Origin of the sequence: Streptomyces sp. NBC_01429 (assembly GCF_036231945.1) — a bacterium.
Taxonomy (GTDB): Bacteria; Actinomycetota; Actinomycetes; order Streptomycetales; family Streptomycetaceae; genus Streptomyces.
The window spans coordinates 5,525,212-5,537,608 of sequence record NZ_CP109599.1; the positions used below are offsets into that span (position 1 = coordinate 5,525,212).

The following is a 12,397-nucleotide window of genomic DNA, read 5'->3' on the forward strand; positions in this document are numbered from 1 at the left end:
AAGCCTGCGCGGCGGCTGTTAACCGTCCGCATCGCCGCCGTTTCCCGCGCGGAACGCTGCGCTCAGCGCGGCGGCGGCGCGGGTGTGAGGGGGAGCGGGAGGGGGAGCGCGGGAGGGGAGGGAGAGCGCGGGCCCGGTGGCCAACCTCTGAACTTGCTCAACTCCACCGGTGACCGACGAACATCGATGGACAGGGCACTTATCCCGTCCATAGGGTCACGATCATGCCCGACATATCGCTGACCATGCTCGTCGTTCTCTGTGTCGCCGCCGCGGCGGCGGGGTGGATCGACGCCGTGGTCGGCGGGGGAGGGCTGCTTCTGCTGCCCGCGCTGCTCCTCGGACTGCCGCACATGCCGGCCGCGCACATCCTCGGTACGAACAAGGCGGTGGCCCTCGTCGGCACGACGGGCGCCGCCATCACCTACGTACGCAAGGCGCCGGTCGAGGTGGGGACCGCCGTACGGATCGGGCTCATGGCGCTCGCGGGGTCGATGACCGGCGCGTTCTTCGCGGCGGGGATCAGCAGCGAGGTGCTGCGCCCCGTGATCATGGTGGTGCTGCTCGGGGTCGCGGCCTTCGTGATGTTCCGGCCGGCCTTCGGCAGGTCACAGACGGGCGAACCGGTCGGCCGCGCCCGTACCGTCTCCGCGATCGTGCTGGTCGGCGGCGGGATCGGCTTCTACGACGGCCTCTTCGGACCCGGCACGGGCACGTTCCTCGTGCTGGCCCTCACCGCCGTACTCCACCTCGATCTCGTACGGGCCTCGGCCACCGCGAAGATCGTGAACGTGTGCACCAACGTCGGGGCGCTGGCGATGTTCGCCTACCAGGGGACGGTGCTGTGGCAGCTCGCCGGAGTGATGGCGGTGTTCAACCTGGCGGGCGGGATGTTCGGCGCGCGGATGGCGCTCAGGAAGGGCAGCGAGTTCGTGCGCGGCGTGCTGCTGGTGGTGGTCTTCTCGCTGGTAGCGAAGCTCGCGTTCGACCAGTGGACGGCCTGACGGCCCGACGGGCCGCAGTCAGTGGTCAGTGGTCAGCGGTCCCGGCGCTCGGCGCAGAAGGCGTGATCGACCAGGTCGGTGACCCCCTTGAGCTGCCGGACGGCGGTGCCCTCGTCGCCGGGCCTGCTGTGTACGGAGACGGAGACGGCCGTCCGCCCGTCGGCCGACACGGCGGGCCACACCAGATAGCCGATGCCGGTGCCGAGATCACCGACGCCGCTGTGGAACGTGCGCACCCGCCCGGTAGGAAGGCGCGGCCGGGCGGACCATCCAGCTGACAGGGGTGTCCCGGGTGGTGAACGCCCCACCCTCCAGAGCTACTTCACGCCGATGAGATGGGCGTACGCGACGACGTTGCCCTGGTAGCCCGTCTTGGCGGAGAAGCCGCCGCCGCAGGTGATCACCCGCAGTTCCGCCCGGTCCGTGTTCCCGTAGACCTTGTCGTCGGGGAAATCGGCGTTCTCGTACACCTCGACGGCATCGACGGTGAAGACGGCGGTACGGCCGTCCGAGCGGGCCACCTCGACGCGCTGGCCCTTCTTGAGCGTGCCCAGGGCGTAGAAGACGGCCGGTCCGCGCGCGTTGTCGACATGCCCGGCGACGATGGCCGTGCCCTTGGCGCCGGGGGCAGCGCCGTCCTTGTACCAGCTGACGACGTTGCCGTTCCCGGCCGGAGGCACGTCGAGGCTGCCGTCCCGCGCGAGCCCGAGCCCCAGGACCGGCGCGTCGACCTCGATGCCGGGGATGCGCACGGCGACCGGCGCCGCGGGCGGCAGCGGGTCGGCGGCGGCCTCCGTGTAGTGCCCGGGACCGGCCGCGAACGCCTCGGCGGCCGACGGCATGGGCGGCGTGACGGGCTGGAAGCCGTTGTGGACGAGCCAGGCACCCACGCAGAGCGCGAGGACGACGAACCAGCCGTGGCGCCGGGGCGCGGCCTTGGCGGCGTCGGTGGCCTGGGTGGCCTCGGTGGTCATGGGGCGGGCCTCCGGAATGAGGGAGGTACGAAGTTCCCCGCCCCCGTCAGCGATGAGCATGACGGGGACGGGGACGCGGGGCGGAACCCGGGCGGTGGGGACCGCCCGTCAGCCTGCCTGCGCGCCGCTCGCCCGGCGGCGCAGGAGCCAGGTCCCGCCGACGGCGGCGGTGGCCAGAACGGCCACGCCCGCCGCGATCTGGGTGGTGTCGCGGCCGACGCTGCCGCCGACCCCGGTCCGTACGTGACCGCTCGGGCCGCGGTGCTCCACGTACAGCTCGCCGGTGGCCTCCCGGCCGTTGTCGCACCGCACGCGGACCTCGTGGTCGCCCGGCCGCACGTCGTCCGGCACCCGCAGCTCCCCGACCGCGCGCTCCTTGTCGTGGCGCGGGTCCAGCCGGAAGTTCTGGACGCCGAGGGACCACGCCTCGCCCCTGCCGTGGCCGTCATGGCCGCAGGCGCCGGTGGACACGGTCACCACGGTGCCGGGGCGTACGTTCCTCGGGGACAGCTCCAGCCGGCCGGAGCCGCCCCGGTCGTGGTCCCCGCGCTCGTACCCTCCCCGCTCGTGGTCCCCCCGTCCGTACTCCCCCCGCTCGCCGTCCCCGGCGAACGCCGCGGTGGCGCTCGCGGCGGACAGCCCGAGTGAGGCGACCGCCAGCGCGGTACCGGTGAGCAGGCGGACAGTGGGGCGGCCCATGGTGATCCTCCGGGGCAGGCGCGGGGGCCGCGGTGGATGCGGCCGGCGCGTCGGGTGCGTCACTTCCGAGATAAGGCGCCCGGCGCCGTGCACGCCTGCTGATGGAGGATCAGATTCCGTGGCGGAGGACCGCGCGCGGCCCGCACCGGCCGGCATCACCACAGGTCACAGCGGAGATGCCGGCCTCGTCCGATGTCGTGCGCCGTCCCGTGCCGAACGGGTGAGGCGGGGCAGCGTTCGGAGGGCAGGGGAGTGGAGGTGTACGACGGGTCAGATCCGCTCCCACGCCACCCCGTCGTACACCTCCCGCACCGTCTTGAGGAGCGCCGCGTCACCCGGGAGGACCGTGTCGTCGATCCGGGAGACGGCGGAGATGCCGAGCGAGTTGGTGACGAAGGCGGCCCGGTAGCGGGGCAGGTCGGCGAGGGTCACCTCGCGGCGGACCGAGGTGAGCCCGGCAGCCGGGAGGTGCGTCTCCAGCAGGGCCATGGTGATGCCGGTCAGGGCGGGCGCGTCCGGCCAGACGACGGTGTCGCCGTCCCAGAAGGCGATGTTGCTGATGGCGCCCTCCGACACGACACCGCCCGGCCCGGTGAGCAGCGCGTCGTCGAAGCCCGCGCGCTCCGCGACCCGGCCGTAGTGGATCTGGGCGAAGCCGCCCAGGTGTTTGAGGTGCGCGACCGGGCGCTGGTACGGGACGGACATCAGGCTCACCGCCCGCTCGTCCCGCACGACGGGCGGCCGCACGGTCACCATCAGCGCGATGCCGTCGGCACCCGCCCGTTCGTGCGCGTACACGCGGGCCGACGCGTCCCGCACGTCACCGAGCGCGTGCCGCAGCGCCGACCGCACCCGCTCGCCGTCCAGCCCGGCACCGAACAGCTCCCGGCTCGCCCCGTCCAGCCGCGCGAGGTGCTTCGCCAGCCCGCGCACCCGGCCGCCCCTGACCTGGAGGGCGGAGAAGTGTCCGTACGTGTTCATGACGCGCTGCCCGAGTTCGGCCGCGGTGGCGGGATGCTCGTCGACCTCGACCAGCAGGTCGGGCGCGGTACGGGGGACGGGATGCGGCGCGGAAGTCGTCATGCCACCACCGTATGAGGTGCGCGGCGGGGCCGGAGACGACCGGCTTGACCTCAATCCCGCTTGAGGTAAGAAGCTCCCTCCATGAACACCATGACACCTGAACCCGCCCGGATCGACGCCGAATCCACCGCTTCGAACGACGCCGGTCCGACGCCCGTCGTCGGCATCAGCACCGGCACCGGCATCAGCACCGGCATCAGCACCGGCACCGGCATCAGCACCGTCGCCGTAGCCGCCACAGCCGAACCGCTGAAGCTCGCCGTCATCCTCGGCAGCAACCGCGAGGGCCGCTTCGGGCCGGTCGTCGCCGACTGGTTCCTCTCGCGCGCCGCCGAGCGCACCGACTTCACCACCGATCTGATCGATCTCGCCGACACGGACCTGCCGACCGCCCTCTCCTTCAGCCCCGGCCCCGAGGTCAGGGCCGAACTCGTCAAGGTCACCTCCCGGCTGGCCACCGCCGACGCCTTCGTCGTCCTGACTCCCGAGTACAACCACTCGTTCCCCGCCGTCATCAAGTCACTGATCGACTGGCACTTCGGCGAATGGCAGGCCAAGCCCGTCGGTTTCGTCTCCTACGGCGGGATCTCCGGCGGACTGCGCGCCGTCGAGCAACTGCGCCAGGTCTTCGCCGAGCTGCACGCCGTCACGGTCCGGGACACCGTCTCCTTCCCTCATGTGGGGGAGGGCTTCGACGACGAGGGCCGGCCCAAGGACCCCGTCGGCTGCGACACGGCCGCCCGGACGATGCTCGACCGGCTCGCCTGGTGGGCACTGGCGCTGCGGGACGCCAAGTCCGTACGCCCGTACGCCGCTTGAGCCTGGGGGAGGGGCCGCCGGTGCGCGGAGAGGGGCGGGCGGGGCCGTACGGTGCTGTGGGGTCGGCCGCCGGGGCCGTCGCCGGACCGCCTCTCCTGTCCTCTCCCTCCCCTCCTCTCCCGTCCCCTCCGTACGAAGGAGCCCCCTCCATGACCGACGCCACGTGTCTCACCGTGCTGACGACGACCGACAGCGCCGAAAAGGCGGAGGAACTCGCCCGGGGCGTGATCGAGGCCAGACTCGCCGCGTGCGCGCAGATCTCCGCGCCGGTCACCTCCGTCTACCGCTGGCGGAGCGCGATCGAGATCACCGAGGAGTGGCAGATCCTCTTCAAGACCACCGCCGCGCGCTACGAGGCGCTGGAGACCCATCTGAAGGGCGCCCACGACTACGACACCCCGGAGATCATCGCCATGCCCGTGGTGCGGGGCAGCGCCGCCTATCTGGCGTGGGTCGCCGAGGAGACCACCGCGCCGTGAGCACGGCGCTGGAGAAGGCGGACGATCACGGTCCCGCGCCTTCCCTTCCGTGCGTCGCCAGCGCCTCCGTCACCCCCGGTTCGGCCGGACCGAGGAACGTGGGGTCACGGCGGACCACGGCATCGGCCGCCGCCTTCCCCGACGCGAACATCTCCCGTACCCCGCCGTAGTACCAGGTCGCGTCGTGCGGCTCGGCGACCCCGACGCCGTACGACTCGACCCCCGCCGCGCGGCACAGCGCCACCGCGCGCCGTATGTGGAAACCCTGCGTCACCAGCACCGCCCGTCCGACCCCGAATATTCGCTTGGCCCGGACGCAGGAATCCCAGGTGTCGAAACCGGCGTAGTCGCTGACGATCTGCCCGTCCGGCACCCCGCGCCGGACGAGGTACGTCCGCATGGCGTCCGGCTCGTCGTACTCCACGCGGCTGTTGTCCCCGGTGACGAGCACGACCTTCACCTTGCCCGCGCGATACAGCTCGGCCGCCGCGTCGAGGCGGTGCGCGAGATACGGCGTCGGCCGGCCGGAGAGCAGTCCGGCGCCGAAGACCACGGCGACATCGCGGGCCGGCACGTCAGCGACCGTACGGATACGGCTGTCGGCGACCGCGTGGAGCCAGGTCGCGGGCAGCAGCGCGAGCACGCAGCCGAGCATCACGGCCTGCGCGATCCGGCGCTGCCCGCGCCGGGTGCGCCACAGGCGCGGCTCACCCGGTCGCCGTGGCCGCAGCGGCAGCGGCAGCCTGATCCGCCGTGACGCGCGCGGGCGCGGCGGCTTGGGCAGTGGCATGTGTCTGTGTCCCCCCTGGCTGTGCGATGGCGGCCCGGCCGGTACGACTCGCACCCGTGCGACCCGTCCCCCGCGGCCCGTCCCCTTCTGTACGTCCCGTCCTGTACGACGACCGGAGCCGCCGATCAGTTCATCTCCCCCTCGCCCGATCATGTTCCGGCCCCGAACTTCCCTCACTCTAAGTGACGGGTCTGACAGTGCCCCCCGACCGGCAGTGAGGTGAGGGAAAAGACCCGTCACCACCGCGCAACGGCCCGGCAATCAGCGCCCGGCAGGATCGGACCCATGACGGAGTCGGCGCACGACCACATGCCACCCGCACACCCCGGGTTACGGGCACACCCCGAGCCGCGGGCGCGGCCGGCGCCTCCGGAACGCTCCGGCCCCCTGCCCGCAGGTCCGCCCGTCCCCACAGGTCCGCCCGTCCCCGCAGACCTCCCCGTCCCCGCCGACGCGCTCCCGCCCGCCGACGCGCCCCCACTCGTCAGCGCCGGGCAGCTGTTCACCCGTATCACCGCCCAGCTCGGCCACCAGCTCAGCCACGTCGCACGGAACGGAACCCGCCGGAACATGCACAGCGACACCCCCGCGCTCGTCGTCGTCGCCCACGGCAGCCGCGACCCGCGCACCCTGCGTACCGTCACCACGCTCCTCGACCGGGTCCGTGAGCTGCGTCCCGGCCTGGACGTACGGCTCGGCCACATCGAGATCAACGCCCCCGCCCTGCCCGACACCCTCGCTGCCCTCGGCTCCGGCCGCGCCGTCCTCGTACCCCTGCTGCTCAGCCGTGGCGTGCACATCAAGCGCGACCTGCCGGCGTTCGCCGCCGCTGCCGCTCCCCGCCTGGAGACCCGGATCGCCGCCCCGCTGGGACCGCATCCGCTGCTGGTGGAGGCGTTGTACGAGCGTCTCGTCGAAGCGGGCTGGCCCACCGACGGCGCGTCCCACGACCTGCCCCACGACCTGCCCCGCCTCCCCGGCGACGCCGGTGTCGTGCTGGCCGCCGCCGGTTCCCGCGACCCCGAGTCCGCCGCCGACACCCGGCACACCGCCGCGCTGCTCAGCGAGCGTCTCGGCGGTGTGCTCGTCGCCCCCGCGTACGCCTCCGCCGCCTCGCCCACCGTCCCCGAGGCGCTGCGCGCCCTCGCCGCCCGGGGCCGTCACCGCACCGCCGTCGCCTCGTACTTCACCGCCCCTGGTCACTTCGCCGCCCGCTCGGCCGCCGCCGCGCCCTGGATCGCCGCCGCGCCGCTCGGCGCGCATCCGGCGCTGGCCCGGCTGCTGCTCCTCCGCTACGAGGCGGCGCTGGCGTCGGCGCCGGAGTCGTACGGCACGACGGCCCGCCACCAGCTCGCCGCCGTCTGAAGCGCCAAGCACCGAGCACCAAAAACGCAAGGCGAGACGCGAGACACGGAACACGAAAGGCGCGACACAAAAGGCGAGAGGCGAGACACGAAGAACCGCCCCTCGCCGCCCGTCACCCCCGTACGCCCCAATCCGCCCGTTCCGGTTACGGTCGGTGCATGGCAGGCATCTCGTACGACGACGCATCCACCGAGCGCTGGGCCGCCGAGCCCGACAAGCGTCCCGGCCGCACCGCGTTCCAGCGCGACCGCGCCCGTGTGCTGCACTCCGCCGCGCTGCGCAGGCTCGCGGGCAAGACACAGGTCGTGACGCCCGGTTCGTGGAGCCGGGAGTGGGACGCCAGCCCCCGCACCAGACTCACCCACTCCCTGGAGTGCGCCCAGGTGGGACGCGAGCTGGGCGCCGCCCTCGGCTGCGACCCGGATCTCGTCGAGGCCGCGTGCCTCTCCCACGACATGGGCCATCCGCCCTTCGGTCACAACGGCGAGCAGGTGCTCAACGAATTCGCCGCCGACTGCGGCGGCTTCGAGGGCAACGCGCAGTCGCTCCGCCTGCTGACCCGGATCGAGCCGAAACGCTTCGTCCGGCCTCCGGAGGGCGGCGACCTCGTCAGCGTCGGCCTCAACCTCACCCGCGCCGCCCTGGACGCCGCCACCAAGTACCCGTGGCCGCGCGGCGCCCACCCCACCGAGCCCGGCTCGGTGAAGTTCGGGGTGTACGAGGACGACCTGCCCGTCTTCGACTGGGCCCGCAAGGGCGCGCCGGCGGACCGCACCTGCTTCGAGGCGCAGGTCATGGACTGGTCCGACGATGTCGCCTACTCCGTCCACGACTTCGAGGACGCCCTGCACGCCGGCCATGTCGACCCCTCGGCGCTCTCCTCCGCGACCGAACGGGACGAGATCTGGACGGTCGCGATCGGCCGCTACGTACCGGCCGGGACCGATCCGCGGGAGCTGGCCGCCGCGCTCGACCGGCTCATGGCACAGGAGTGGTGGCCGCACCGCTACGACGGCTCCGCCCTCGCGCAGTCCCGTCTCAAGGACGCCACCAGCCAGCTCATCGGCCGGTTCTGCGAGGCCGCCGAGCGGGCGACCAGACAGCGGTACGGGACGGGCCCGCTCACCCGGTACGCCGCCGAACTGGTCGTTCCGCGCGCCGCCCGGCACGAGTGCGCGGTCCTCAAGGCCGTCGCGGACCGTTACGTGATGCAGCGCGCGGAACAGGAGAAGCTCCGGGCCGACCAGCGCGTCGTCCTCGCCGAGCTGGCCGAGGCGCTCACGGCCCGCGCGCCCGAGGGGCTCGACCCGCAGTTCCGCGCCCTGTTCGACACGGCCGGCGACGACCGGGCACGCAAACGCGTCATCGTCGACCAGATCGCCTCCTTCACGGACGCGGCGGCCCGCTCCCTGCACAGAGGGCTCACGAACCGCGTCTGACCGGCGGACACCAGCCGAACACCGTGGCACACCGGGCCGCCGGGCATGAGCCGCAGGCGCCCCTCATGCCTCACGGCCCCGGATACGGGCATATACCAGAGGAGCCGGATCACGGTGGGATCCCGACCGTGAGGCAGGCCCGAGGAGCGCTCCCCCTTTCGCCGTCAGGCTCGGTACGGGACGCTCGCAGATGGCGGCAGCGCGAAGAGGAGGCATCAAGTGGTCGACGCACATCGGACATTTGTCATCGTCGGCGGAGGGCTGGCCGGGGCGAAGGCCGCGGAAACCCTGCGCGCGGAGGGGTTCACCGGCCGGGTGATCCTGATCGGTGACGAGCGCGACCACCCCTACGAACGTCCGCCGCTGTCCAAGGGCTATCTGACCGGCGGCGAGGAGCGCGGCAGCGTCTTCGCCCAGGAGCCCGCCTGGTACGCGGGGGCGCAGGTCGAGCTGCATCTCGGCCAGGCCGTCACCGCCATCGACCGGGACGCCCGGTGTGTCCTCCTCGGCGACGGCACCTCCCTGCGGTACGACAAGCTGCTGCTGGCCACCGGCGCCGAACCGCGCCGGCTCGACATCCCCGGCACGGACCTGGCGGGCGTCCACCATCTGCGCCGGCTCGCCCACGCGGACCGGCTGCGCCAGGTCCTCGCCGCCCTCGGCCGGGACAACGGCCATCTGGTGATCGCGGGCGCGGGCTGGATCGGCCTGGAGGTCGCGGCGGCGGCGCGCGGATACGGCGCCGAGGTCACGGTGGTGGAGGCGGAGGCGACGCCGCTGCACCAGGTCATCGGCCCCGAGCTGGGCCAGCTGTTCACCGATCTCCACCGGGACCACGGCGTACGGTTCCACTTCGGCGCCCGGCTCACCGAGATCACCGGGCAGGACGGCATGGTCCTGTCGGCCCGTACGGACGACGGCGAGGAGCACCCCGCGCACGACGTCCTGGCCGCGATCGGCGCCGCCCCGCGCACCTCCCTCGCCGAGGCCGCCGGGCTCACCCTCGCCTCCCGGTCCGAGGGCGGCGGCATCGCCGTGGACGCCTCGCTGCGCACCTCCGACCCGGACATCTTCGCCGCCGGGGACGTGGCGGCCTTTCCGCTCACCGGCTGGGGCGGCACGCTCTCCGTGGAGCGGGTACGGGTCGAGCACTGGGCCAACGCCCTCAACGGCGGCCCGGCCGCCGCCCGCGCCATGCTCGGCCAGGACGTCGTCTACGACCGCGTCCCCTACTTCTTCTCCGACCAGTACGACCTGGGCCTGGAGTACTCGGGATGGGCGCCGCCCGGCTCGTACGACCAGGTGGTGGTGCGGGGCGACGCCGGAAAGAGGGAGTTCGTCGCCTTCTGGCTGAAGGACCGCCGGGTGCTCGCGGGGATGAACGTCAACGTGTGGGACGTCGCCGAGCACATCCAGCGCCTGATCCGCTCCGGCGAACCGCAGGATCTGGACGCCCTGGCCGATCCGAACGTACCGCTGGCCTCGCTCGGCGGGTAGCCGGGCCCTTCGCCTCCGCCCGCCGGAGGGCTGTCCGCGTGTGTCGGTGCGGGCCCGTAGAATTCACGCGTGGCCGGCAGGATCAACGATGACGACGTGAAGGCGGTTCGGGACGCGGTCCCGATCGACGCCGTCGTGTCCGAGTACCTCCAGCTGCGCAGCGCGGGCGGCGGCAATCTCAAGGGGCTCTGCCCCTTCCACGACGAGAAGTCCCCCTCCTTCCAGGTCAGTCCGAGCAAGGGTCTCTTCCACTGCTTCGGCTGCCAGGAGGGCGGGGACACGATCGCCTTCGTCATGAAGATCGACCATCTCTCCTTCTCCGAGACGGTCGAGCGGCTCGCCGCCCAGGCGGGCATCACCCTTCGTTACGAAGAAGGCGGCTACAACCCGTCGAGCCAGCGCGGCGAGCGCACCCGGCTGGTCGAGGCCCACAAGATCGCGGCGCGGTTCTACGTCGAGCAGCTCGCGGGCGACGAGGCCGAGATCGGCCGCCGGTTCCTCGCCGAGCGCGGCTTCGACCAGGCGGCGGCCGAGCACTTCGGGGTCGGATACAGCCCGGTGGGCTGGGACCACCTCACCCGCTTCCTGCGCGGCCAGGGCTTCTCCGACAAGGAGCTGCTGCTCTCCGGGCTCTCCCAGGACGGCCGGCGCGGCCCGATCGACCGGTTCCGCGGCCGGCTGATGTGGCCGATCCGCGACATCTCCGGCGAGGTCGTCGGCTTCGGCGCGCGCAAGCTCCGCGACGACGACAACGGCCCGAAGTATCTGAACACGCCCGAGACCGCGATCTACAAGAAGTCCCAGGTGCTGTACGGGGTCGATCTGGCGAAGAAGGACATCGCCAAGTCCAGCCGGGCCGTCGTCGTCGAGGGGTACACCGACGTGATGGCCTGCCATCTGGCCGGGGTCACCACCGCCATCGCCACCTGTGGCACGGCCTTCGGCGGCGACCACATCAAGATCCTGCGCCGGCTGCTCATGGACAACGGCAGCGCCCGGGTGATCTTCACCTTCGACGGGGACGCGGCGGGCCAGAAGGCCGCGCTGCGCGCCTTCGAGGACGACCAGAAGTTCGCCGCCGAGACCTATATCGCCATCGCCCCCGACGGCATGGACCCCTGCGAGCTGCGGCTCGCCAAGGGCGACCAGTCCGTCGTGGACCTGGCGCAACCGCGCACGCCGCTCTTCGAGTTCGCCATCCGCCAGATCGTCTCCCGGTACGACCTGGAGACCCCGGCCGGCCGGGCGGCGGCGCTGGACGAGGCCGCGCCGATCGTCGCCAGGATCAAGAACGGCTCCTCGCAGCACGAGGTGGCGGTCCAGCTCGCCGGCATCCTCGGCATCCTCGACACCCAGTTCGTGGTCAAGCGCGTCGCCCAGGTGGCGCGCTGGGCGCGCGACCGGGGCGGCCGGGGCCCGTCGGCCGGCCCCGAGCAGCGGGGGCGCCAGTCGTACGAGGCGGAGGCGCGGCAGGCGCCCTCCGGTCCCGCGCTCACCCTGCGCAGCCCCGCCCACCGCACCGAGCGCGAGCTGCTGAAGCTCGCGCTCCAGCGCCCCGAGCTGGTCTCCCCGGCCTTCGACGCCTATGGCGAGGACGAGTTCACCGCCCCGCCGTACACCGCCGTGCGCCGCGCCATCGAGGAGGCGGGCGGCGCCGAGTCGGGTCTCCAGTCCGCGCCCGAGTATCTCGCCAGGGTCCGCGAGGCCGCGCCGAACGACCAGGTGCGCGCCATGGTCACCGAGCTGGCGGTGGAGGTCTTCCGGGGCAAGACCATCGACGAGATCTACGCGGGACAGCAGCTCGTCCAGGTCCGGCTGCGCGCGGTGGACCGCCGTATCCAGGACATCACCGGCACCCTCACCCGGCTGGGCAACCAGGCCGACCCGGACCACTACGCGGCCGTGCAGAAGGATCTGTGGATTCTCCAGCAGTACGGTCAGGCCCTCCGCAACACCGGCGCCGACGCGCTCTAGAGCTTCCGGCGTCCGCGCCATCGGCCCGCAGGACATCCGGGAACGCCCGGGAACGCCCGGGAACGCCCGGGAACGCCCGGGAACGCCCGGGAACGCCCGGGACGACAGCGGTCCGGAGTTCTTGTATGATCATGGTGTTACTTCGGTTCAGCACACGAAGTCGCGCGTCTGTGGTCCAAGGAAAGACGTCCGTCTGCCGACGGGAAATGTAGGTGCAAGGCCTGCCGGGCGCTCCATGAATGAAGCGGCCCTTCCTCATCCGAGGAAGGGCCGC

Annotated in this window: 12 protein-coding genes and 1 tRNA gene; 8 read left to right on the plus strand and 5 right to left on the minus strand. The window is 72.6% G+C overall.

Annotation, left to right across the window (positions count from 1 at the left end):
* The first annotated feature begins 224 nt into the window (after positions 1-224).
* The gene (locus OG627_RS24265) at positions 225-1,004 is read left to right on the plus strand and encodes a sulfite exporter TauE/SafE family protein (RefSeq protein WP_329068436.1); all 780 of its coding nucleotides are present in this window, start codon (positions 225-227) and stop codon (positions 1,002-1,004) included.
* A gap of 32 nt (positions 1,005-1,036) precedes the next feature.
* Here the strand turns inward: OG627_RS24265 and OG627_RS24270 are convergent, their stop codons facing one another.
* The 4 genes from OG627_RS24270 to OG627_RS24285 form a co-directional block, all read right to left on the minus strand.
* Positions 1,037-1,240 (minus strand): hypothetical protein, encoded by a 204-nt coding sequence (locus OG627_RS24270; protein ID WP_329068437.1) that lies wholly within the window; start codon positions 1,238-1,240, stop codon positions 1,037-1,039.
* A gap of 81 nt (positions 1,241-1,321) precedes the next feature.
* Positions 1,322-1,978, minus strand: a complete 657-nt coding sequence (locus tag OG627_RS24275) for a class F sortase (RefSeq protein WP_329068439.1) — start codon at positions 1,976-1,978, stop codon at positions 1,322-1,324.
* A 108-nt stretch (positions 1,979-2,086) separates the two neighbouring features.
* Positions 2,087-2,677 carry a hypothetical protein gene (locus tag OG627_RS24280; protein WP_329068441.1) on the minus strand — a complete coding sequence of 197 codons (591 nt, stop codon included), beginning with the start codon at positions 2,675-2,677 and terminating at the stop codon, positions 2,087-2,089.
* Between the two features lie 270 nt (positions 2,678-2,947).
* Positions 2,948-3,760: an aminotransferase class IV gene (locus tag OG627_RS24285; protein ID WP_329068442.1), complete on the minus strand. Its 813-nt coding sequence runs from the start codon at positions 3,758-3,760 to the stop codon at positions 2,948-2,950.
* Between the two features lie 81 nt (positions 3,761-3,841).
* Here OG627_RS24285 and OG627_RS24290 point away from each other — a divergent pair, with 81 nt between their 5' ends.
* Both OG627_RS24290 and cutA read left to right on the plus strand, forming a co-directional pair.
* On the plus strand, positions 3,842-4,579 hold the full coding sequence (locus OG627_RS24290; protein WP_329068444.1) for an NADPH-dependent FMN reductase: 738 nt from the start codon (positions 3,842-3,844) through the stop codon (positions 4,577-4,579).
* Between the two features lie 149 nt (positions 4,580-4,728).
* Complete coding sequence (gene cutA, locus OG627_RS24295; RefSeq protein ID WP_329068446.1) at positions 4,729-5,058, plus strand: divalent-cation tolerance protein CutA; 330 nt, start codon at positions 4,729-4,731, stop codon at positions 5,056-5,058.
* Positions 5,059-5,083: 25 nt separating this feature from the next.
* Here cutA and OG627_RS24300 read toward each other — a convergent pair whose 3' ends face one another.
* Positions 5,084-5,848 (minus strand): SanA/YdcF family protein, encoded by a 765-nt coding sequence (locus OG627_RS24300; RefSeq protein ID WP_329068448.1) that lies wholly within the window; start codon positions 5,846-5,848, stop codon positions 5,084-5,086.
* A 285-nt stretch (positions 5,849-6,133) separates the two neighbouring features.
* On the opposite strand from OG627_RS24300, the gene OG627_RS24305 reads away from it, so the two are divergent.
* The 5 genes from OG627_RS24305 (at position 6,134) to OG627_RS24325 (ending at position 12,359) form a co-directional block, all read left to right on the plus strand.
* A complete protein-coding gene (locus tag OG627_RS24305; RefSeq protein WP_329068450.1) occupies positions 6,134-7,213 on the plus strand; it encodes a sirohydrochlorin chelatase in 1,080 nt (359 codons plus the stop codon).
* Between the two features lie 158 nt (positions 7,214-7,371).
* Positions 7,372-8,652: a deoxyguanosinetriphosphate triphosphohydrolase gene (locus OG627_RS24310; protein ID WP_329068452.1), complete on the plus strand. Its 1,281-nt coding sequence runs from the start codon at positions 7,372-7,374 to the stop codon at positions 8,650-8,652.
* A 219-nt stretch (positions 8,653-8,871) separates the two neighbouring features.
* Positions 8,872-10,149 carry an NAD(P)/FAD-dependent oxidoreductase gene (locus OG627_RS24315; protein ID WP_329068454.1) on the plus strand — a complete coding sequence of 426 codons (1,278 nt, stop codon included), beginning with the start codon at positions 8,872-8,874 and terminating at the stop codon, positions 10,147-10,149.
* Positions 10,150-10,218: 69 nt separating this feature from the next.
* Positions 10,219-12,123, plus strand: a complete 1,905-nt coding sequence (dnaG, locus tag OG627_RS24320) for a DNA primase (protein ID WP_329068456.1) — start codon at positions 10,219-10,221, stop codon at positions 12,121-12,123.
* A 164-nt stretch (positions 12,124-12,287) separates the two neighbouring features.
* Positions 12,288-12,359 (plus strand) — tRNA-OTHER (locus OG627_RS24325).
* The last annotated feature ends 38 nt before the right edge of the window (positions 12,360-12,397 follow it).